Annotated in this window: 17 protein-coding genes; 10 read left to right on the top strand and 7 right to left on the bottom strand. The window is 56.5% G+C overall.

The annotated features are described in order from the left end of the window. Positions 1-18 precede the first annotated feature (18 nt). Positions 19-1,536: an AAA family ATPase gene (locus RQ935_RS02850; protein ID WP_311497138.1), complete on the bottom strand. Its 1,518-nt coding sequence runs from the start codon at positions 1,534-1,536 to the stop codon at positions 19-21. A gap of 214 nt (positions 1,537-1,750) precedes the next feature. On the opposite strand from RQ935_RS02850, the gene RQ935_RS02845 reads away from it, so the two are divergent. After that, positions 1,751-2,665: a 1,4-dihydroxy-2-naphthoate polyprenyltransferase gene (locus RQ935_RS02845; RefSeq protein WP_311497137.1), complete on the top strand. Its 915-nt coding sequence runs from the start codon at positions 1,751-1,753 to the stop codon at positions 2,663-2,665. 190 nt (positions 2,666-2,855) lie between these two features. Continuing rightward, positions 2,856-4,529 carry an FAD-dependent oxidoreductase gene (locus RQ935_RS02840; RefSeq protein ID WP_311497136.1) on the top strand — a complete coding sequence of 558 codons (1,674 nt, stop codon included), beginning with the start codon at positions 2,856-2,858 and terminating at the stop codon, positions 4,527-4,529. 439 nt (positions 4,530-4,968) lie between these two features. Here RQ935_RS02840 and RQ935_RS02835 read toward each other — a convergent pair whose 3' ends face one another. Beyond that, on the bottom strand, positions 4,969-6,006 hold the full coding sequence (locus RQ935_RS02835; protein ID WP_311497135.1) for a peptidoglycan bridge formation glycyltransferase FemA/FemB family protein: 1,038 nt from the start codon (positions 6,004-6,006) through the stop codon (positions 4,969-4,971). Between the two features lie 216 nt (positions 6,007-6,222). Between RQ935_RS02835 and RQ935_RS02830 the strand changes: the two genes are divergently transcribed. After that, complete coding sequence (locus tag RQ935_RS02830; protein WP_311497134.1) at positions 6,223-7,389, top strand: DegT/DnrJ/EryC1/StrS family aminotransferase; 1,167 nt, start codon at positions 6,223-6,225, stop codon at positions 7,387-7,389. 72 nt (positions 7,390-7,461) lie between these two features. Continuing rightward, a complete protein-coding gene (locus RQ935_RS02825) occupies positions 7,462-8,427 on the top strand; it encodes an aldose 1-epimerase family protein (protein WP_311497133.1) in 966 nt (321 codons plus the stop codon). Positions 8,428-8,521: 94 nt separating this feature from the next. Here the strand turns inward: RQ935_RS02825 and RQ935_RS02820 are convergent, their stop codons facing one another. Next, positions 8,522-9,157: a hypothetical protein gene (locus tag RQ935_RS02820; protein WP_311497132.1), complete on the bottom strand. Its 636-nt coding sequence runs from the start codon at positions 9,155-9,157 to the stop codon at positions 8,522-8,524. A 1,257-nt stretch (positions 9,158-10,414) separates the two neighbouring features. Between RQ935_RS02820 and RQ935_RS02815 the strand changes: the two genes are divergently transcribed. Continuing rightward, on the top strand, positions 10,415-10,753 hold the full coding sequence (locus RQ935_RS02815; RefSeq protein WP_311497131.1) for a hypothetical protein: 339 nt from the start codon (positions 10,415-10,417) through the stop codon (positions 10,751-10,753). 51 nt (positions 10,754-10,804) lie between these two features. Here the strand turns inward: RQ935_RS02815 and RQ935_RS02810 are convergent, their stop codons facing one another. The 4 genes from RQ935_RS02810 to RQ935_RS02795 are packed head-to-tail and all read right to left on the bottom strand — an operon-like array spanning position 10,805 to position 14,613. After that, complete coding sequence (locus tag RQ935_RS02810) at positions 10,805-11,641, bottom strand: class II fructose-bisphosphate aldolase (protein ID WP_311497130.1); 837 nt, start codon at positions 11,639-11,641, stop codon at positions 10,805-10,807. Beyond that, positions 11,642-12,631, bottom strand: coding sequence for a PfkB family carbohydrate kinase (locus RQ935_RS02805; RefSeq protein WP_311497129.1), 990 nt, complete (start codon positions 12,629-12,631; stop codon positions 11,642-11,644). It abuts the gene before it with no gap. Positions 12,632-12,648: 17 nt separating this feature from the next. Next, positions 12,649-13,692: an ROK family protein gene (locus tag RQ935_RS02800; protein WP_311497128.1), complete on the bottom strand. Its 1,044-nt coding sequence runs from the start codon at positions 13,690-13,692 to the stop codon at positions 12,649-12,651. Positions 13,693-13,731: 39 nt separating this feature from the next. Then, positions 13,732-14,613 carry a sugar isomerase gene (locus RQ935_RS02795; protein ID WP_311497127.1) on the bottom strand — a complete coding sequence of 294 codons (882 nt, stop codon included), beginning with the start codon at positions 14,611-14,613 and terminating at the stop codon, positions 13,732-13,734. A gap of 134 nt (positions 14,614-14,747) precedes the next feature. Here RQ935_RS02795 and RQ935_RS02790 point away from each other — a divergent pair, with 134 nt between their 5' ends. The 5 genes from RQ935_RS02790 (at position 14,748) to RQ935_RS02770 (ending at position 22,727) form a co-directional block, all read left to right on the top strand. Beyond that, positions 14,748-15,533, top strand: coding sequence for a DeoR/GlpR family DNA-binding transcription regulator (locus tag RQ935_RS02790; protein ID WP_311497126.1), 786 nt, complete (start codon positions 14,748-14,750; stop codon positions 15,531-15,533). A gap of 174 nt (positions 15,534-15,707) precedes the next feature. Continuing rightward, positions 15,708-16,973 (top strand): extracellular solute-binding protein, encoded by a 1,266-nt coding sequence (locus RQ935_RS02785; RefSeq protein WP_311497125.1) that lies wholly within the window; start codon positions 15,708-15,710, stop codon positions 16,971-16,973. A gap of 92 nt (positions 16,974-17,065) precedes the next feature. Beyond that, on the top strand, positions 17,066-18,031 hold the full coding sequence (locus RQ935_RS02780) for a sugar ABC transporter permease (protein WP_311497124.1): 966 nt from the start codon (positions 17,066-17,068) through the stop codon (positions 18,029-18,031). A gap of 1 nt (position 18,032) precedes the next feature. After that, the gene (locus RQ935_RS02775; RefSeq protein ID WP_311497123.1) at positions 18,033-18,935 is read left to right on the top strand and encodes a carbohydrate ABC transporter permease; all 903 of its coding nucleotides are present in this window, start codon (positions 18,033-18,035) and stop codon (positions 18,933-18,935) included. A gap of 282 nt (positions 18,936-19,217) precedes the next feature. After that, positions 19,218-22,727 carry a DNA-directed RNA polymerase subunit beta gene (locus RQ935_RS02770; RefSeq protein WP_311497122.1) on the top strand — a complete coding sequence of 1,170 codons (3,510 nt, stop codon included), beginning with the start codon at positions 19,218-19,220 and terminating at the stop codon, positions 22,725-22,727. Positions 22,728-22,757 lie beyond the last annotated feature (30 nt).

The following is a 22,757-nucleotide window of genomic DNA, read 5'->3' as shown; positions in this document are numbered from 1 at the left end:
GTTCCGTTTCGGGGCAACTCAGATTTCGTGGTCTGGAGGCGAGGCTGGGGCGCGACGTAGAGCAAGGCTCATCGCCTCTCGCAGGTTCGCGGCAGCTTGAATCTTGAATCCTCGCGGAGCCTTAAGACCCCCTGCGGCGGCGGCAGGCACAATAGCGCCGGTGAATCCCAGTCGAGCCGCCTCTGCTACTCGGCGAGACACCGAGGTACAGGAACGGATTTCTCCGGTCAACGAAACTTCCCCGAAAGCCACCAGACCAGGGTCGATGACCTGACCCGTCACGGCTGAAGCCGCTGCGAGCGCAACCGCCAAGTCCACTGCCGGCTCGACCGCTCTGGCTCCGCCCACTGTGGAGACGTAAGCGTCCAAGGTGCCGAAAGGCAGTTTCAGCCGAGCTTGTAGGACAGCCAGCATCATGGCGGTGCGGGAATAATCCAGACCGGAAACCGTGCGTCGCGGTGAACCGCCCGCAATGGGGGTGGCCAGGGCTTCTATCTCTATAGGCAAGGCGCGCCGGCCTTCCAGCGACATGGTGACGCAGGCCCCGGGCACCGGCTCGGCCGTTTTGCTGAGGAACAGGCCGCTGGGATCTTCGATGCCTTCGATGCCGGATTCGACCATTTGAAAGAAACCGACCGCGTCCGTAGGGCCGTAGCGGTTTTTCACCGCGCGCAACAGCCGCAGTTCCCCAGTTCGTTCGCCCTCAAACTGGCACACCACGTCCACCAGGTGTTCTAGAGTGCGCGGGCCGGCCACCGCCCCGTCCTTGGTAACATGCCCCACCAAGACGAGTGCCATGTGACGGCCCTTTGCCGCGTCAATGAGTCGGGCCGCGACTTCGCGAACCTGGGCTGGGCCGCCGATAGACGTGTCCATAGTGGGATCGGTTAAGGTCTGGATGGAGTCGATGATGGTTAGATCCGGGCTGATTGTCTCGATTTGGGCCAGGGCCTGTGAAACCTGGGTTTCAGCCGCCAGATAGAGGTTTTCCGCCACTCCACCGATACGTTTTGCGCGGGACAGTACCGCTTCGGCGGTTTCCTCGCCGGTGAGGTACAGGACAGTTTTACCCTCAGTGTCTGGGGCGTCGTGGCGTTGCGAATCGGAGGAAACCAAGCGTAGCCCGGCGCTTTTCCCACTGGCACCGGGCGAGTGCGGGGTCGTGCCTTGGGCAATCCGGGCGGCGACCTCTAACAGCAGCGTTGACTTCCCGATTCCCGGCTCACCAGCCAGCAAGATGACCGCTCCGGGGACAATACCGCCGCTGAGGACTCGATCGAATTCGCCCACTCCGGTGGGCAGGCGCACCGCCCGTTCGGTGGAGTACTGGCCAATGGGTTTGGCCGGGGACGCCGGGCGCCCGTATCCCCCGGAACTGCGCACCGCGGTTCCACCGCCCCCGCGGGCGGAACTTTTCGCCAGGACCACGTTTTCTTCCAGGGTGCCCCACTGGCCACAACCGCGGCATTGGCCAGCCCATTTGGGCCATTCCTCCCCGCAGTTAGAGCACACGTAAACCGTTTTTTCTTTCGCCATGACTCCATCGTCTCACAACCCCCGAATGTGAAAAATCGCGAGTTTGAAACCCACACCCGGGGTTACAAATTAACTGGTTAATTTCAGGTTAAAACCGCGTTAGACTTTTAAGGCAATTTGCGGCCGAAACCCGCTGGGCGAAGAACCTCGTGAAAGCGCAAACCGCGCGGAAACCCGGTGCCGCAACGATTGCAACGCAAAGAAAGGAACCCCGATGGCCACTGCTCAAGCCTGGATTGAAGGAGCGCGGCTGCGTACTCTCCCGGCTTCGGCGGCACCCGTCCTGCTCGGCACCGGCATTGCCGCCGGACTGGGCAAGATGGATCCCTGGTTGGCCTTGGGTTGCTTAGCGGTGGCACTGCTACTGCAAATCGGGGTGAATTTTTCCAACGACTATTCCGACGGGATTCGGGGCACGGACGAATACCGCGTTGGTCCGCCGCGCCTGGTCGGAGGCGGGGAAAATCCGCGCAAAGTCTTGGCGGTGGCGCTGAGCTGTTTCGCTTTGGCCAGCATCGTGGGCTTGAGTGTCGCCGTCGTCTCCCAGTCGTGGTGGCTCATCGGCGCCGGAGTGGCGGCAGTCGCCGCTGCCTGGTTCTATACCGGAGGCAAGCACCCTTATGGCTACGCCGGGGTGGGCTTGTCTGAGCTGCTGGTTTTTGTCTTTTTCGGGCTGATGGCGGTGCAGGGAACCTTGTGGGTGCAGGCCCAAATCTTGCCGTGGCAGTCCTGGGCGCTGGCCAGCGGCTTGGGGTTGCTATCCTGCGCACTGCTGATGGTCAATAATCTGCGCGACATTCCCACGGACCAGAAATCCGGCAAAGTTACCCTGGCGGTTCGTTTGGGAGATGCCTGGTCACGGCGTATTTATCAGCTTTTCATCTATGTTGCTCTACTGTTGTCGCTGGCGGTGCTGTTTGTGCCGTGGCCGGAAATCTTCCCCGGCGGTTTCGTCCAGTGGAGCGGCGGTTTTGTGGTGCAGTTGTTGCTGTGGCTAGGGGCTTTGTTAACGATGCGTCCGGTGCGCACACACCTGACCGGCAAAGCTCTGATTGTGGCTTTGCGCAACACCGGTTTCCTCACCCTGGCTTATGGCTGCTTGCTCGGCTTGCTGTTTGCACTGCTCTAGCCGTTTTCGCCGGTTCTTCAGAATCGCGCACAAGCGCGGGTGGGCGGGTTGTTCAGGCTCGTCTCGGCGGGCGGATGGTCAGTTTAGCCCCGTGCACGAAGGTATGCTATGTTAATAGTATTAGGGGAGCTTCGCCGGGGACACTTCCCAGGGAACTTTCCAAGTCAAAACGGCAGAATCAGGAGAAGTCATGAAACTGGTAGTGGTCGGCGGAGTTGCGGGCGGCCTGTCCTTCGCGGCGCGGATGCGCAGGTTGGACGAGTCAGCCGAAATTGTGGTGTTTGAAAAAGGGCCGTACCCCTCGTTTTCCAACTGCGGCTTGCCTTTTTATGTCGGCCAGGAGATTCCCACACGGGAAAGCCTACTGCTGAACACACCCCAGAGCCTGAAAGCGAAACTGAATCTGGATGTGCGGGTGAACCACGAGGTCATCGGCCTGGACGCGGACGCGAAAACCGTGCAGGTGCGTGACGCGGACGGGCAAGAATTCACGGAACGTTACGACAAGCTGATTCTTTCTCCCGGAGCGAGGGCTGCGCGTCCCCCGATTGAGGGCTTGGATTCCCCGCGGGTTCACACGCTGCGCACCGTAGATGATGCCCAACAGATTGTGGACCTAGCTGAATCAGCAAAATCAGCGCTGGTCATCGGCGGGGGATTCATCGGCATCGAAGCGGCGGAAGCTCTGGCTCACCGCGGCATCAACACAACTATCGTGGAAGGCACTGACCATGTCATGCCCCCGCTGGACCTGGAGATGGCTAACCTGGTGACCGGAGCCTTGCAATCGCTCAATATTAACGTCATCGCGAAAACTCGTGTCACCAAGATTCAACATTTCCCCGCTCACGATCTGGCGGAACTGTCAGACGGGCAGCGCCTGGAGGTGGGGTTGATTGTGCTGGCTGCGGGCGTTATCCCCGCCACCAAGCCTTTCGTAGCAGCCGGGGTCAAGGCTGATGAGCGAGGCTTTATGGTAATTGATCAGCACGGACGTACCAGTTTGCCTGACGTGTTCGCCTGCGGTGACGCCGTTACGCAGCAGACCGGGGTGACTGGACAAGCGCGGCCGGTTGCGCTGGCCGGTCCGACCAACCGCGCGGCTCGGCTTATCGCCGACTTCATCGCTGACCCAGAAACGGCCCGCCCCTTGCCCAAACCCATCTCTACCTCGATTTTCCGGGTGGGACCCATGACTGTGGCTCAGACCGGGGCAAACCGAGCCGAACTGGACGCGAGGGGCATCGCCTACCGCACTATTCACACCCACCCCACCGACCACGGCACTTTCCTGCCCGGCGCCCAACCGATGCAGCTGATGCTGCATTTCGCGGAAGCGGACGGAAGGATCCTCGGTGCTCAAGGAATCGGGGGCAACGGAGTGGATAAGCGTATCGATGTTATCGCCACAGCTCTCAAGGCCGGGCTGAGTGCCCCCGATTTGATTGACTTGGATTTGGCGTATGCGCCCCCGTATTCCGCGGCGAAGGATCCGGTCAATTTCCTGGGCTACGTGGCGGAAAATGTGCTACGTGGCCGGCTGAAACTGTGGTACGCCGAGGAAGCGGCTCACCTCGACCCCGCCACCCCAATCCTTGATGTGCGCCCCGTCCCCGAGTTCAATGCCGGACATTTGCAAGGCGCCAGGTGCATTCCCTTGACGGAACTGCGTTCGCGGCTCGATGAGGTGCGGACTTGGGCCGATGGGAAAACCGTGTACTTGAGCGACGACAGCGGGGCTAACGCCTGGCTGGCCCAGCGAATTCTGGAACCCACGGGGATTAATGCTAAAGTATTATCTGGCGGGGTCAATACGGTTTTCGCCTACTATTTCGATAACCCCGGCGCGGTGCTGGAAATGTAGCGCTGCCGTCGACTATGAACCAAAACTTTAGGAAAGGGAAAATATGTGCTCTCCAGTAAAGTGCGCGAACTGCGGAAAGACCACTTGGACAGGGTGTGGCCAACACATTGAGGCGGTCAAGGCCAGCGTCCCGGCCGATCAGTGGTGTACCTGTTCCGAAGACGAACGCAAACCGCAATCCCTATTCACGAGTTTCTTTTCTCGCTGAGCATTTTTTGCCGCCATGCGGCAAAAAATGAGCGAAGCGTAAACATTGCGGCACTTCGCCCCTGCTACGAAGTAGCAGAAATACGAAGCGCTCAGGGCGCGGAGCCGTTAAGAAACGGCAATGATTTGCCGTTTCAGGCAGAGCTCCGTTAGGCCGCGAAGCGGCATAAATGCACGGGGCGCAGCGGCAAAACATGAGCGAAGCGTCAACAGCGCGGTTAAGATACGTGCCTCAGTGGTTCGCCACGAAATCCCGGTAGCGAGCCTCGTCAATCACGAGGTCGATTTCTCCCAGCATTTCGCGAATCCCCTCATCGCCGGTGAAATGGTGCTTAAAGTTGAAAAGGCCGTCGTCGGTCTCTGTGCTGTACACGCCGCCCATGTCGTATTCGCTCATGCCCCGCGAGATGGCGTACTTAATCGCTTCAAAATTCATCTGGTGATTAGGCAGCAGGTTGCGTTTCTCGTTTGAGGACGCAGCATACATATAAAACGATTTCCGATTGTAGGAAACCACTATGCAGCTGGAGAGAACTTCTCTCTCTCCGTCGGCATCGTAAGAGGTGACGAAGAGTTTGGAGTCATCAAAAGCGCGCATCAGCCGGGCGAAATATTCCTTCGGCCGGTAGGTGATGCCTTGGCGCTGCGCCATAATCTCGGTGAGATGATAGAACTCGTCCAGGGACTTTAGATAGTCGTCTTCATCGACGGAAACTAGGCGGGTCGTAATCCCGGATTTGTATGGTTTGCGGATCTTGTTCTTGGCTTTGCGTGAATAGTTTTCTATTAGGTTCTCTTGCGTGAGTCCCGAGAGATTAGCCACCATATTGATGCGTGGATTGGAAAATGCGTGCGGATCCTCTATCTCGCGTGACCGCACGGTGAATCCGGCTTGGGTATACATCTGGACCAAATCCGGGCTGTAAGTCACTTCTGGATCCATACGCAGCAGGAATCCGTTGTGTTTCTCGATAACCGGCTGCGCTTCTTTGGTGAGGGCGCTGACGAGCTCAACATTCGCAAGGTCGCACACGGGACCGCGCGGCGCGTAAAGAAATGAGTGCTGCCCGTCGTTGGCAATGGAGAGAATCGAGAGCGCCGCTTTAATTGACCCATCCGCGCCGCGCAGGTAGACAAAATCCGCTCTCCAGTTGCTCTTAACCTGGGACCAGTTCACCGACTGCATCATGTGTCCGTGGGGGCTGTTCGCAACGAAGTCTTCGTATTCTGCCAGCTCAGAGGCCGGGGATTGATTGGTGAGGATAGGCACTGGGTAATCTTTCTAGGTTGTTGGGCGGATTAATGTCCGTAACCCCGACGTATTTTACCTTCGCAACTGTTAGAGCTGAAAGTCGGGAATAAAAGTGTTCCTGAACAGGATAAACTGATACCCTTTCAGTGTATTACGCCACCCGACGAGGACTCAACCTTGACTAACCCGCAAAACACGACCGCCCTTGTGAATCTGAGACAGAAAATGGCTCAGGTGACTGGAACCTGCGCTGAGGATTGGTTCCCGGTTTATAAAGCCCGCTACGGGATGCACGCGGTTTTTAGCGCTCTAGCAAGCCTAGCTTCGACCGTTGGGGGTCAGCGCCAACCCGGTGTTCTCACCCAGCTTTATACCTGCTGCACCGCGGTGGATCCGATTCTGGCGGCGGGACTGAGCGGCGTGTATGCCGACGTCAACCCCGAATCCCTCACCGCGCAAGTGCAGACTGGCGGCCAATGGGAGCAAAGCCAGCTGGTAGGGGTGGTGATGCAAAACACTTTCGGGTTTATTTCTGACGCTGACACGCTCGCGGCGCGAGACTTCGCCTGCGAGCGCAAGCTGCTTTATGTCGAGGATTCCGCGCACTGTGTAGGCCGAATGGCGCGAGACTCCCAGGGTGAGCCGTTAGCGGACGTTTCCGTGCATTCTTTCGGGGTGGAAAAGATTTTGACCGCCACCAGATTCGGTGGTCTCATCTGGGTAAACCCTCGCCTCGAAACCACCGATTCCCCGCTCTATGCAGCCATCAAGTCCGCACTTGGAAACGTGGGCGCACTTCCGTGGCTCCAGGACCTGTCGGCGCGGCTCTATCTCAACCAGATTCGCGTATTTTCTCGGATTCCCCAGGCGCTGGCGAATGCGCTGAAGCGGGTGCTGCGCCGGATGCGCCTGTTCGAACCGGCTATCGCGCCTGCGGAACGGCGAGCCGCGCTCGAGTACCCCAACTACTCAATGAGCCCCTACATCGCGAACAAAGCGTGCCAAGCCTTGGACGGTCTCGAGTCGAATCAGGAGCAGCGCCGGCAGGCGGTCGCTATCTATCAAGACCGGCTGAGCGGGCGGGACTACCTGCAAATTCCAGCGCAGATAGCCTGCGCTGCACCCCAACCCCTGCTCATCTTCCCGATTCTGCTGCGAGATACGCGGGCAGTAAACGAGGTACACGCTAAACTTCGGGAGTCTCACGTTTATTCGCGTCGCTGGTACAACTCGATACTTTTCCCCGGGGTGGATAGCCTCGAGCCTTACGGTGTCGGGCCACTGGAATCCTACCCGCACACCGTGTCTTTGGCCCAGCGCAGTCTGGGGTTGCCCACCGATGTGTCGAAGGATAAAGCGGAACAAATCTGTGAGCTGGTGCAAAAATTAGCGGCCGCGTAGTCCGCGTAGTCTGAGCGCCAACCGCTACCCGATGGCCCGCTCTGGTGACCCCACCCTTGCTAAAATCGGCGTATGACCTCGAGCAATGACTTTCTAGAACTTTGTGCCGGTCAATACCGCGCCCAGATTTCCCCTTTCGGCGGGGGCTTGTGGTCGCTGACTTTTGCGGGGAAGCCGCTGGTGGTGACCCCTCCTTTGCCGCACCAGGGGTTGTCACGAGTGTCCCCGGTTCCGTTTGCGGCGGGATGTCTGCTAGCGCCGTGGCCCAACCGGGTAGACGGCGGGAATTTCACCTTTCAAGGCGAAACGTATCAGCTCGAAATCAACGAACCCGACCGCCGCAACGCCATTCACGGTTTCGTCAGGGAACGGCCTTGGGAACTCGATCCCGAAACGTCCGACAACCCCGCGGCGGTATGCCTCACGCTGGAAATGGAACCGCAACCAGGCTGGCCGTGGCGACTCAAATACGTGATGAACTGGAGCATTGATGCGACCCAAGGGTTGCGAGGCGAACTGCGAGTTTCCAACCTCAGCGCTGCGCCCTGCCCATTTGGCTTCGGGTGGCATCCTTATTTGAGCGCGGGGGGCGCGAGCCTGGACGAATGCACCCTGAGTATCTCGGTAGGCAACAACCTCGTGCTCGATTCAACACGCAACCTGCCGACCGGTCTAGAGCGACCCGCGGACACTGTGTTGGGTCAAGCGCGGCCGGTAGCGCTGCACGGAATGTGGCTTGACCACGCCTTTCGCGCGCAACCCGAGCCAGACGGGCGAGTCCGGGCCGCCTTGTGCTGTGCCGATGGTCTAGGGACGGAACTCAGTGCTGGACCGTGGTGTCGGTGGCTCCAGATTTATAGCGCCGACCCCGCCCACCAGCAGGCTTTCCCCGGCGTTCGCGACGGGCGCGCCCTGGCCGTCGAGCCGATGACCTGCCCGCCGAACGCCCTGAACCGCAACCAGGACGTACTGGTACTGGAACCAGGGAAACCGGAAACCTTCACTTTCGGGCTACGCTCCTTCACCGCGGCACGCTGATGAATAGCCGTCACCCCGCACCCCCGACCGTGAAAGTCCGATGCTAGGTTTCGGAATCGTAACTTTCTCTATTTACATCGTCTTAAGAAGAGCATCAGAAGTTGGGTAACGAATCCTCGGCAGTGACAGGAAGAACGTCAGGCAGTTTGTCCGACAGGGCTAACGCAATTCTTTTATGGCATGAAACATAGATTCTGTCAGAATAGATTGGCTGAGTTAATACGCACGAAATTGAGGAATTAAAAAGGAGAGATGGCAGGCGAGAATTTAAGGCGGTGGTGAGTTTACGTGACAAAAACTCACGTAGCGCGTATTCTTCAGGACGTAGGAATGAATCAACAGGGCCGATGAGATGAGCCTGTTCTGCGTATTCGACATATCCACTCCAGAATATACCGTGCCAGGAATCGTATTCGGAGAAATCCGCGAGCGTGGCTGTCAGCTGAGATAAGTAAACTTCACTGTTAATTACGCCCTCGGCGAAGTGCAATTTGGAACCGGTGTCGATTGTTTCGAGTAGCTGAGGATTCCGAGAAACTTCAACCAAGGAGTAATGATGTTTCGCGGCGAGGTCCGCCCAGGAAAATGTGTCCTGCATATTTCCTATTGGTAGAAGCAGCATCAGAGTGGCATCAAAGTGTTTAAAGACCAAATCAGATACATACCCATTACGATGGTCGTTAGACCGCAGCGCGAGATTCGGATCAATCGCTTTTAAGAATGAATACATAGTTGGCATGGTTCATCGGACTATCAGTAGAGGCTTTGTCCCAACCATTTGCATTGGGATAAAAGATAGATAATGTCACGTATTTAGACTTCATCGTAATAGGTAACCTTAGCTCTATGAAAGAGTCTCTTACCTGCCAATCTTCCTGTAAATTGATGCCGAATTCTTGGTATGTGCATTTGTTGGGATTAACTGATTCTTTCTTGTAAATTTGCTCACACTGACGGACTAAAGTCGAGGGCGGTGGTGCAATCCTGTAAAATCGCAGTTCGAGAAAAGCAGGATTCTTTCGTGTCACGATAGGTATATGCTCCATAGACGTTACCATGTTGCCTATCTGTGCCTCGAAATCGGGTAACCACAGAAACTCGACTGGTGTAATCTCTTTTCCATTTACAACGAGTGTAGGGGGTGCATCTGGTCCTACGTAAGCATATTCCAGAGCCGCAGGTGACGGATCTCGTGAAGTAGAACCTGTTGACCCGAGGGTGCAAGATGCCAGAGCAACTACAATCGCTGCAACTGAGGTGAAGTATAATGTCCGAGCTAGCATGAAAATCTACTGATTCGGTTATTTCCACCATTACCTGTCCTGGCGAAGTAATTCTTCCCATTCTCGGTTGTAAAATGTGCAGAAAAACCCCAATATGTGTGTGTTCCAGTACCTGAACAGGACTGGTGAGGATGTGCATCGTAGCTTGTATTCTTTCCGGTAGTTTCAGATCCATCGGAAGCCAACGGTTGGAATCCGTACGGAGTTTCGCGGTAGAGAGATGTCACTGTCTTAAGGTATTGAACGTTATTTGAGCATGTTATACGACCGTGTACGGATGCCATGTTGCCGCTCTTATGCGGCAAGTCGGTGTATCCTGTGCACTTCGAAGGTGAATAGACTGGTTTCGTAGGTACCACGGCACTCAACTGTGGACGCGCAGGGTTGGAGAAACTGATTCTACTGAGTGTTGAATCAACCTCGATTAGAGGAGTGGTCGGGCGTATCATTTCGCTGCGGCTATTGATGGGTAGAATTGGAGCACTGTCATTTTGAGAAGTGGCAACGCTGTCGAATCCCGAGGTGCTTAGTGCAAGAAGAGAAATAGCAGCAAATATAGCCTTGTTAGTAAGCATATAAGCCTCCTTGTAGTTTCAAGATTAATACCAACACTATATCACGGAGCTAGATGTGTTACATCACTCTCATAATCGATTTGCATTTCTGCCCGGGGTTTACGATTCCTCTGGAACATTCGTGGCTCTGTGTTGGGTCAAGCGCGGCCGGTAGCGCTGCGCGGACTCTGGCTTGATCACGCGTTTCGGGCGCAACCCGAACCGGACGGGCGAGTCCGGGCCGCCTTGTGCTGGGCGGACGGTTCGGGGACGGAACTCAGTGCCGGGCCGTGGTGTCGGTGGCTTCAGATTTATACCGCTGACCCTGCTCACCAGCAGGCTTTCCCCGGCGTTCGCGACGGGCGCGCCCTGGCCGTCGAGCCGATGACCTGCCCGCCCAACGCCCTGAACCGCAACCAGGATTTGTTGGTACTCGCGTCAGGAGAATCGCGTTCTTTCGCTTTCGGGCTGCGCGCGATAAACGGTTAGCTGACGGGTATCCTGACGATTCCTTCCCGGAATTTCAGCATCTAGCGGGGTTTATTTCCCTGAGTACCAGAGAAGCAGACGTTCCACTTCCGCTTGCAATGCGGTGTTACCGTTACGGGAATACTTACGGGGGTCGACCAAATCGGGGCCTTGTGCCAAGTCCTTACGAACTTCAGCGGTATAGACCACGTTCAGGTGCGTAGAGACGTTAATCTTGGTCATTCCCGCTTTGATGGCGGCGCGCATTCCTTCGTCAGAAACCCCGGAAGAACCGTGCAGGACCAGCGGAACCGGAACAGCCTGTTTAATGGCAGAGATAAGTTCTGTATCCAACGTGGCATCGCGCGAGGTCATCGCGTGTGACGACCCCACCGCTACCGCCAGCAAGTCCACGCCGGTGTCTGCCACGAACTTTGCGGCGTCCTTTGGGTTGGTGCGTGCGCTCGGGTCGTGGACTCCATTTTTTCCACCGACCTCTCCTAATTCGGCCTCGACACTCACGCCACGGTCGTGACACCACTGGGTAATCTGCGCGGTGGTGTCACGGTTTTGTGCATCCGGCAGTTTGGAGCCGTCATACATAATCGAGGTAAAGCCCAAATCGACTGCCGCGCGGCACAGGTCGAGGTCCTCAGCGTGATCGAGGTGCGCTACCACCGGGACTTTTGCCTGTTCGGCTAGCTTTAGCACGGCGCAGCCGATGGGTTCCAGCCAGCCATGATGGTACTTAACAGCGTTTTGGGACAGCTGCAGAATCACCGGTAGGTTGACCGCTTCTGCCGCGGCGATTTGGGCTTCGCCATGTTCCAGCAGCACCACGTTGAAAGCTCCCAGACCGACTCCGGCCGAGGCGGCCTCAGCAGCGAGTTTACGTATATCGCACAGCATTTATGCACTCCATTCTTCAGTTTGAAAGGTCATTTTAGCGGCAATTGTTGCCACCATATCTGTTTCCACCACACCAGCAACTGCCGCCGGAACCGCGGCTGCCGACCAAGACACCGCGCGCCCGAGAGCCTCGTGTGTCGGCAAGTTTTCGGACATACCGGACAGAAATCCAGCTACCGCCGCATCACCCGCTCCAGTAGGATTGCCCTCCAAAGTCATCCCGGGGGCGGCCCACTCGACCTGTAGCGAGGCGGTGTGCACAGGCGCGGCGGGATGCTCCACGTAGGCCAGCCCGTCTTTTCCAGCGGAAATCAGCAAGGAGCGAGCTCCCAGAGATAGCAAAGAGCGCGCCGCCGCGGACAACTCAGTAATACCGGTAGCCTCACGCAGTTCCGCCACATTTGGTTTCAGACAATCCGCGCCCGCCTGAGCGGCCTCTAAGAGAAACTGCCCGGAGGTATCCACCATCACCCAGCAGCCTAAGTTATGCAAACCAGTGATTAGACGTCCGAGCATCCCCTTGGGACTGCCCTGGGCAAAAGACCCGTTAATGCTGACGAAAGCATTCGGTGTCGCCCAGTCCAGCTCGAGTGCCTGCAGCCATGCCTGTTCCCAATGCTGAGTAACGTCGTTGGGGTTCATAGTGCCATAGTTCGGTCCTGCCTCATTGAATACTGTGGCGTCTCCGTCAGCCACGATAGCTACGGATTGGCGGTTTGGGAATGGCATGGGCAAGGGTAGAAAACTAAACTTTCCGTGCCACTCTAGTTTCCGTTTTTCCAGGTCGGCAAGGTATTCCGGGCTGGAAAAAAATCCAACTGCGAGGGTGGGATACCCCATTTGAGCCAGGACTGAAGCTGTATTAATCCCCTTACCTCCGGCACGGTAAACGAAGTCCTCGACCCGGTGTGTCGAACCGATCTTGAGGGCATCCACCGTGTAAGTGATGTCCAAAGCAGGGTTGGGAGTGAAAGTAACTAACTGGGGCATAAGGAGTCTTTCCAAACTTATGACGGGCGGGTCGCGGGGATAATCGGAACGTGGGCTTTGGCAAAGGCTTGCGCCGCGATACCCAACAGTTGCGCTCGCGACCCAAAGTTTGACAATGAGAACTTCGGTTCAGGCAGGTTCACGAGGTGCGATACCGTAGCCTGACGGAGTCGTTCAAGGTAGGCGGATCCTTCCTTTGATTGTCCTCCGCCTACGATGACTTCAAGATTTCCCAAGGTCGCCAGGCTGGCAGCCAAGACTGCCCCCAATGCCTGCGTGGCGGTTTCGATTACGTGATGAGCGCATTCGTCTCCTTCCCGTTCTCTCAGGAACACATCCTTGGATGTGGGGTGGTCAGTTTGTGGGGAAATACCTTTCAAAAGGGCGTAGCGTCGGGCGGTATATTCGGCGGACGCAATCCGTTCCAAGGGGAGCTGGGTCGGTTGGGCAGAAGCTGGCGCGGCGGCCTTTTCCAGATAATTCAAATCGGGATTGGGAAGTAGAACCTGGCCAATTTCGCCGGAGCTTCCGCTCCGGTTCAGTACTCGTCCGTTGAGAACTATCCCTGCCGAAATGCCGGTCCCGATAGCGACAAAAAAACACTCCTGACGTCCGGTAAATAAGGCTTCGCCCAAGGCGCCGGAACGAACGTCATGTCCCAACGCAATCGGAGCGCCCAAGGCTTCACCTAATCGGTCGCGCATGGGAAAACTGCCCCAGCCTAAATTTGCTGAGGTGATAGTCATTCCGGTTTCTTCCACCATTACTCCGGGAACACCCACCCCGACAACACCACAAACTTGCTCAGCGGTCACAGCTTTGCCGTCAGGGCGACGTATTTCACCGCGGCGCAAAGCCTGTTGAATCTGACTATACTGACCAGCAATTTGGTCAATCAGACAGACAGCGCCGCCGGTTGAAGTAGCCAGGGTCGGCAGCGTCACCAGCGAACCGCTGTTAGACACGAAAGCGACCTTCGTATCCGTTCCCCCCACATCAAAGGCCAGCGCGTACACCGGTGCAGAACCGGTTTTTGGTGTCGGAAGCTCATCGGGTGACATCTGTCCCTCCAAAGACGCGAGGATTATTCAGGTGCGTAATTAGGACAGAATCACTGAACGAGTCAGGTGACGCGGGGTGTCTGGATTCAGACCCCGGTGTTCTGCGCGCGCCACAGCGACGCGTTGCAGCAGCACCAGGGAGGCCATCGGATCGTAGTCGTGGTGGACCAAAGTGGCACCGGTAGCGGCGATTTGCGCCTCCATCCCCTCGGGGACGGAGCCAAAAATCCAGGTAATGCGGTTCGGTTCGGCAATGGAAATCGGCCCGTGGCGGTATTCCATCGCGGGATAGGACTCGGTCCAGGATTGTGAGGCTTCGCGCATCTTTAGGGCGGCTTCGTTGGCGAGTCCGTAAGTCCAGCCGGTGCCGAGGAAGGTGAATTGGTCGGCGGTTACGAAAGCTGCGGGAATTTCCGCATTCACTGCCGCGGCGCAATCCGCAATAGCTTTCGTCAAGTCCTCTCCGAGGCTGGCGCGCAGCAAAGCCAGAGCCGTGGTGGCGAAACGCGTTTGCACTACCGACGTTTCATCCGCGAAGCCTAAAACTAGTTCCATGTCGGTAAAGGGTGTGGCGGGACCATTGCCGACAGCAGTAATTAAGCGGGTGGGAACCTTGCCATGCAAGGCTTTGAGAATATCGATGATCTCCGTGGTGGTGCCCGAACGAGACAGGGTAATGACCATGTCATAGTGGCGTGTCAGGGGGAATTCGGTAGCGGTGAAAGCATCGGAGACTCCGTGTCCGGCGACTTCCCGCGCTCGGCAGTATGCCTGCGCCATGAACCAGGAGGTGCCACAGCCAATCATGGCAACACTTTTGCCTTTATCGGGGAAAAACTTGGGGTCCAGGGAAGCGAGCATGTCAATGGCCTGTTTCCAGGTTTGGGGTTGGCTAGCAATTTCCTCAGCGGTGATACTCATGGCGGTGTGTTCTCCCTAATAAAATCGGCTACATTGTTCAGAAACAAAAATACCACGCAAGGTGACACAAATTGTTTGAAACTGATTTAAATTTCATGTTATAGACATTTTAAATCAATCAGGAGGGAAAGCGCATGGCCCATCAATCATTACGGCTGACCAAAATCCTTGATTTCGTGCTCGAAAACGGCTCGATTCAGGTAGAGGACATCGAAACTCTCCTGGGTGTATCCCCAGCCACTGCACGTCGCGATCTGGACAGGTTGGCATCCCAACAGATGGTTACCCGGGTTCGTGGGGGAGCGGTGGCCAACCCCCTATCCGGGGACCTGCCCTTGCGGTATCGCCCGGTGAATAGTGGTCGAGCCAAGCAGCGTCTGGCGAAAGCTGCTGCCAAATTGGTGAAACCGAGGGATGTTATCGGCTTAAACGGGGGAACTACCACCACGGAGGTTTCGCGTGAATTGGCGCTGCGTGTTTCGAAGGATCCCGGGTTTCAACGTCACGGGGTAACAGTCGTGACGAACGCCATCAACATCGCCAACGAACTGGCGCTGCGTCCCCAGATTAAAGTCATCGTCGTGGGGGGAACCATGCGTCCTTGCTCTTATGAAGTCGTGGGTAATATGTCTGGACTGGTGCTGGACAATTTGGCGATGTCGCGGGTGTTTTTGGGGGTGGTCAGTATTGACGTGAAACGTGGTTTGTTCAATGATGACTTGTTGGAAGCGGAGACCAACGCTGATTTTCTCCGTTCCGCGCAACGAGTCACCGTGGTGGCGGATAGCTCCAAATTCTCCGCGTTAGGGATCGCTCGGATTTGTGACTTTGAACCGATTGACGAAATCCTCACGGACAGTGTCGATTCGCAAACTTTAGAAGTCTTGGAAAGCCAAGGTATCACGGTTTTGACAGTCTAGGAACGGGTGGTCAAATAAAATAATTTGTTTAAATCACACCAAAACGATTAGAAAAAATCATATTCTTTGTTGTAGGTGTTCAATGAAGTCCACCTTTTCGCCTGAGACAGTGCGGAAAAATTACTTCGGTTACCACCGTGAGCTGACAACTTACAACAATGGAAAGGAAAGCTCGTGAAAGGCATCGTAAAAATTAGCGCTGTAGCAGCAATCGCGGCGCTCGCTTTAGCAGGATGTGCAAGTTCTGGATCTGGCTCAGGCAGCGCCGCAGCGGATCCGGCTAACTTGGAAACCACTATCAAAATCCTGGCTCCTTCGTACGCCTCGTCGACTAAGACGGACTGGGAAAACATTATCGCTGAGTACAACAAGACCTATCCGAAGGTTAAGGTTGAACTGCAAATTGAAGGTTGGGACGATTTCTCCTCCAAGGTGCAGGCTCGTGTACAAGCCAAGGATTTACCCGACATTTTGAATGACAATAACTTTGCGTCCGCAGCCGATGGCGAACTGCTCTACCCCATTACAGAAGTCATGAGCGAAGACGTACTAAAAACGATTGAACCCGCCCTTCTGAAGAACGGGGTAGGGGCGGACGGAACTCAATGGGTCGTCCCCGACGTGGCCTCCTCCCGCATGATGGCCTACAACACCGGCATCTTCGAAAAAGCCGGCATCGCGAAGGTTCCCGCTACATGGGACGAACTGGAGCAAGCCTGCGACAAGATTAAAGCTGCTTCCCCGGATGTGTACCCCTACGGTATGCCTCTAGGTCGGGAGGAAGCCCAGGTCGAATCTTCACTGTGGCTGTGGGGTGCCGGTGGTGACTGGTCCGAGGGCAAGACCTTGAAAGCCAAGAGCGATAAAGCCGTGGAGGCTTTCACCGAGATGAAGAAGCTCATCGATAAAGGCTGCACCCAACCCAACGCCGGCACGTCCAACCGTCAAGATGTCGCCGACCTGTTCAACAACGGCAAGGTGGCCATGATGATGGCCCACTCCGGTCTTTTGAGCGTAACGGCCGAGGACTACCCCGACATTAAGTATGACATCGCCCCAATCCCTTCAAAGGATGGCAAGGGCGTGGCAATCGGGGTGACGGACTTCATCCTCGCTTTTGACAATGGCGATGACGCCCGCAAGCAGGCTACTAAGGGATTCCTTGACTTGTTCTACTCGGACGCGATGTACAAGAACTGGTATGCCCCCTCCGGGTTGCTTCCGGTGACGGAGAGCATCATTGAGCAAGGCAAGTCCGAAGCCGGCCCCATCGACAAGAAGTTCTACGAAGCGCTGAGTACCGTAAGGTTCCTGCCAGTGGGCAACCCGCAGTGGGATACGCTGCAAGGAGCCCTGCAGTCTACTGCCGGGAAACTGACCGCTCAAGAACCAGCCGCTGTGCTGGATGCGATTCAATCTCAGGTCGATGCCGAGTCCTGACGTGAACGCTTGAAAACGGGGCTGTAGAGGTGGCGACTGTCACCTCTACAGCCCCGATAAAAACCCGCTTTGTATAGAGGAATCTCGTCGATATGAAAAGTGCGCCCAGTGTGGAACAGAACGTCAAGACCCAGTTGCGCACCCAAACTGAGCCAAAAGCGAAAAAGAGCCGGTGGTTGGAAACTGTAGCCGCTATACCGTGGCTGGCGCCGACTCTCCTGCTGATTATCGGGGTTGTGATTTACCCGACTATCCTGCTCATCTACTATTCCTTCATTAAATTCAACAAGTATGGGGTAAACAAAGGGTTTACAGGTTGGGACAACTATGTCGGTAAAGCCGGGGCGCTGACGTATCCCTCTGTGCGCATTGGCCAGGTGCTACTCAACACCACCCTGTGGGTGGTCGTAGTCGTGACGGTGACAGTGCTAGTTTCCTTGGGGTTGGCGCAGTTCCTAAACAAGGACTTCCCCGGTCGCAAGCTGGTGCGACTCTTCGTGATTCTCCCGTGGGCGTGTTCTGTGGTGATGACGACCACCGCCTTTAACTACGGCCTTGACTCAGAATATGGTCTGTTCAACCGGTTTTTTGTAGACACGGGTATCATGCAAAAAGCCTATGCTTTCACGGAAAATCCCACTGCGGCTTTCTGGGTCGCAGTTTTTGTGGCTATCTACGTGTCGTTACCCTTTACGACGTACACCATCCTGGCGGGACTGCAGTCCGTCCCGAAAGACATTCTGGAGGCTTCTCGAGTAGACGGTGCCAACTCCTTCCAGCGCTATTGGCTGATAGTGTTCCCCATGTTGCGCCCCGCTGTCGCCACCGCTGCTTTGATAAACATCATCAACGTATTTAACTCCCTGCCTATTTTGCAGATCTTGGTGGAATCCCCTGGCTATCACTCCGCCCACACCACCACAACCTTGATCTTCCAGTACAAGGCACAGCTCGGCCCGGGCGTCTCGAGTGCGCTGTCGGTCCTGAACTTCATGTTCTGCCTGGTGATTATTGCCATCTATCTCATATCTGTGAAGCCGACGAAGGAGGTGGAGTAACATGAGTACCCCTCTGACCAAACATTCTGAACCGGCCAAGGCAGCTTCTGAAGCTACCCCAGCGACCCGCCGTAAACGCCGTCCCGCGGGCATGGTCATGACGCTTGTCGGGGCGCTGCTGATTGTGTTGTTCTTCCTATTTCCCTACGCGTTAATGTTTGTGACTTCGGTTAAGACTCGCGGCGACGTACGGAAAATCCCACCGGACTACCTGCCTTCCAAACTGGAACTGAGCAACTACCTAACGGTGTGGTCCTTCCCCGCGGTAAACGTAGGCAAATCGCTTTTGGCCACGGCCGTCATCGCCATCGGGGCGACACTCCTGGTGCTGTTGGTGGCGACCCCCGCGGCCTACTATGTGGCTCGGTTCCGTTTCCCCGGGCGGATGCCCTTCCTGTTCCTGGTACTGTGCACCCAGATGCTCCAGCCTACCGTGTTGGCGGTCGGCCTCTACCAGGAGTTTTCCAGCTGGCAAGGACAAGTCGTGTGGGTGGCGCTAATCCTCATCAACGGGGCTTTTAACCTGTCCTTCGCAATCTGGATTATGCAGGCGTTTTTCTCTTCAGTACCCAAGGAAGTGGATGAAGCCGCTTTGATGGATGGCTTGGGACGTCTCCAAACCATGTTTAAAATCTCGTTGCCTCTGGTGTGGCCTGGTATCGTTACCGCGGTCGTATTCGTGTTCATTAATACCTGGAACGAGTACGCGGCGGCTTTCGTGTTGGTGCAAAAGCCCGAGTTGCAACCTTTGACGGTGGCAATGCCGCGTTTCTTGGGGCTTTACGTGCGTGAATGGCAGTACATGTTTACAACATCCGTAATCGCGATTGTGCCGGTCATTATCATGTTTGCCCTCATCGAGAAGCGTCTGATTGGTGGTCTTACTTCCGGCAGCATTAAGTAGCTTTGCTGGCGGGGTCGCTCTGCCAGGATTTAACAGCGGGAAATTGCGTGCGGGTGGGAAAAGTTATAGAGTAGATATTTGCGTGTTCTTTGTCCGAGGCGACCTAAAACCGTTGATATTGCGTAAGTATGCGCCGGCAATATCAGGGCAGGTCAGCGAGGGACGAGATGTTCAAACGCCGGAGCGCATCGAGATTTTCAAGGCTGATTGCCGCGGTAGTGTGCGCGGGAAAGTTTGCCCTGAATTCTCGACCATCCATACGACATAAAGGAAACGGAAATCTTGGCTACGAAATCCAAAGAATCCTCCACTCACCCTTTCCGGGTGTCTTTTGCCCAAATTGATGAACCCATGGCGCCGCCGAATTTGTTGGCGCTCCAGACTGAATCTTTTGACTGGTTCCTGGGGAATGAAGCCTGGCAGGAACGCGTCAAGGAAGCCGACAAAACCGGCGATAAGCACGTTCCCCGCACTTCGGGACTGCAGGAAATCCTGAACGAAATGAGCCCCATTGAGGACAACGGCGGCACTATGAGCCTGTCCTTTAAGGACTACACGTTGGAAACCCCGCACTACACCATCGACGAATGCAAGGACAAGGACCTGACCTACAATGCGCCGATGTATGTGACCGCCGAATTTATTACTTACGAAACCGGCGAAATTAAGACCCAAACCGTGTTCTTGGGCGAATTTCCGTTGATGACCCCGCGCGGTACCTTCATCGTCAACGGCACCGAGCGGGTGGTTGTGTCCCAGCTGGTGCGTTCCCCCGGCGTGTATTTTGAAAAGACTGCTGACAAGACTTCGGATCGGGACATTTACTTGGGCAAGGTCATTCCTTCCCGCGGTGCTTGGCTGGAGTTCGAGATTGATAAGAAGGACACGGTTGGGGTGCGTATCGACCGCAAGCGCAAGCAGTCCGCCACCATTTTCCTCAAGGCGCTGGGCATGAGCATCGGCGAGATTCGCGAGGCCTTCAAAGACTTCCCGTTGATGCTGGAAACCCTGGAAAAAGACGGCGCGATTGAAACCCAGGATCAAGCCCTGGAGGACATCTACCGCAAGATTCGTCCCGGCGAGCCGCCGAGCGTGGAGGCCGGACGTAACCTGCTGCATAATTTTTACACCAACCCCAAGCGTTACGACCTAGCCGAGGTGGGACGCTACAAAATCAACAAGAAACTCGGTGTTGAGCGGGAAATGGGTGAGCGCACCCTGGACCTGACCGACATTGTCGCCGCGTTCCGCTACCTGTTGGCGCTGCGTGCCGGGGACGACACGGTCAAAGTCAAAGACGCGGCCGGCAAAGAAACCGAACTGCACATCAAGACCGACGACATCGACCACTTCGGCAACCGCCGGGTGCGTCCGGTCGGCGAGCTCATTCAGATGCAGGTGCGCACGGGTATGTCCCGCATGGAGCGCACGGTGAAAGAACGCATGTCCACTCAGGACGTCGAGGCCATCACCCCGAACTCGCTCATTAACATTCGTCCGGTCGTGGCGGCCATCAAAGAGTTCTTTGGGACCTCCCAGCTGTCGCAGTTCATGGACCAAAACAACCCGTTGGCGGGTCTGACGCACAAGCGCCGTCTGTCCGCTTTGGGTCCGGGCGGCCTGTCCCGAGACCGGGCGGGGATGGAAGTTCGTGACGTGCACCCCTCGCACTACGGGCGGATGTGCCCGGTGGAAACTCCCGAAGGCCCGAACATTGGTTTGATTGGTTCGCTGGCGACTTTCGCGCGGATTAACCCTTACGGGTTTGTGGAAACCCCTTATCGCGTGGTTAAGAAAGGCGTCGTTTCCAACGAAATCCACTACATCACCGCGGATGACGAAGAAGGCAAGAACATCGCTCAGGCCTCCGCGCAGCTCACGAAAGACGGACACTTTGTAGAATCTGCGGTGCTGTGCCGTTCTACCGGCGGCGACCCGGTGCTGGTCAGCCCCGAAGAAGTCGACTTGATGGACGTGTCGGCTCGTCAGATGGTGTCGGTCGCGACCGCGATGATTCCGTTCCTAGAACACGACGACGCAAACCGCGCTCTGATGGGGGCAAACATGCAGCGTCAGGCGGTGCCGCTGCTGAAAACCGAAGCTCCGCTGGTGGGCACCGGCATCGAGAAACGCGCCGCGATTGACGCTGGCGACGTGGTCGTAGCTAAGAAGGGCGGCGTCGTCACCGAGGTCAGCGCCGATTTGGTGCGCGTCCAGGAAGATGACGGCGAAACCCGCATTTACGCGGTGGAAAAGTTCAAGCGTTCCAACCAAGGCAACTGCTATAACCAGCAGGTTATTGTCGACGAGGGCGACCGGGTCGAAGCCGGCGACGTTCTGGCTGACGGTCCCGCTACTGACGGCGGAGAAATGGCTTTGGGCAAGAACCTGCTGGTGGCCTACATGTCCTGGGAAGGGCTGAACTACGAGGACGCCATCATCTTGAGCCAACGGGTCGTTTCCGAAGATTTGCTGACCTCGATTCACATTGAGGAACACGAAATCGACGCGCGCGATACGAAACTCGGCGAGGAAGAAATCACGCGGGACATTCCTAACGTTTCCGAAGCTGCTCGCAAAGACCTGGACGAACGTGGCATTATCCGTGTCGGCGCCGAAGTCAGTGCGGGAGACATCCTGGTCGGTAAGGTGACCCCGAAGGGCGAAACCGAGCTGACCAGTGAGGAACGCCTGCTGCGGGCCATCTTGGGCGAAAAAGCGCGGGAGGCCCGCGACACTTCGCTGCGGGTGCCGCACGGCGAATCCGGCATCGTTATCGGCGTCAAGGAATTCGTGGCCGGTGACTGCGAAGATGCCGCGCTGGGACCTGGCGTAAACCATATGGTTCGCGTCTTTATCGCCCAGCGCCGCAAGATGACGGTCGGGGACAAGATGGCTGGACGCCACGGCAACAAGGGCTGTGTCTCCAAGATTCTGCCGGTGGAGGACATGCCGTTCCTCGAGGACGGTACCCCGGTGGACATTATCTTGAACCCGATGGGTGTGCCAGGTCGTATGAACCTGGGTCAGGTACTCGAGTTCCACTTGGGTTGGCTGGCTCACGAGGGCTGGGACATTAGTGAAGCTCGCAAGGCCGGTGAACAGTGGGCTCAGGAGGTTCCGTTGGAGGTTTGCGAACCGGGACAGCACGTGGCGACTCCCGTGTTCGACGGTGCGGAGGCAGACGAGATTACCGGCCTGCTGCGTAACACTCGCGTCCGCGACGACTTCGACCGCCCGCTTATCGACGAAATGGGCAAAGCCAAGCTGTATGACGGCCGTTCCGGGGAACCTTTCCCGTACCCGATTGCTATCGGCTACAAGTACATGCTGAAACTGCACCACTTGGTCGATGACAAGATTCACGCTCGTTCTACTGGCCCCTACTCCATGATTACCCAGCAGCCTCTGGGTGGTAAGGCTCAGTTCGGTGGCCAGCGTTTCGGTGAGATGGAGGTGTGGGCTATGGAGGCGTACGGCGCCGCCTACGCCCTCCAGGAACTGTTGACGGTGAAATCCGATGACGTGCAAGGACGTGTGCGGGTTTACGAATCTATCGTGCGCGGCGAGGACCTGCCCCAGCCGGGCATTCCGGAATCTTTCCGCGTGTTGATGCAGGAAATGCGTTCGCTGTGCCTGAACGTTGAGGCCTTGGACGCCGCCGGAAACGCCATCGACTTGCGTGACGATGACGACGAAGCCGGCCGCGGACCCAACAGCCTCGGCTTTGACCTGGGCAAACGGCCTAACGCCCCCGGCCTATTGACGACCGACGAATTCATCAACGCCTAAGACGGACCGGAAGAAGAGGAAAGAACACAA

This window comes from uncultured Mobiluncus sp. (assembly GCF_963511525.1).
GTDB lineage: Bacteria > Actinomycetota > Actinomycetes > Actinomycetales > Actinomycetaceae > Mobiluncus.
The sequence above is the reverse complement of the archived record's forward strand: the minus strand, read 5'-3'. Positions and strand labels throughout refer to the sequence as shown.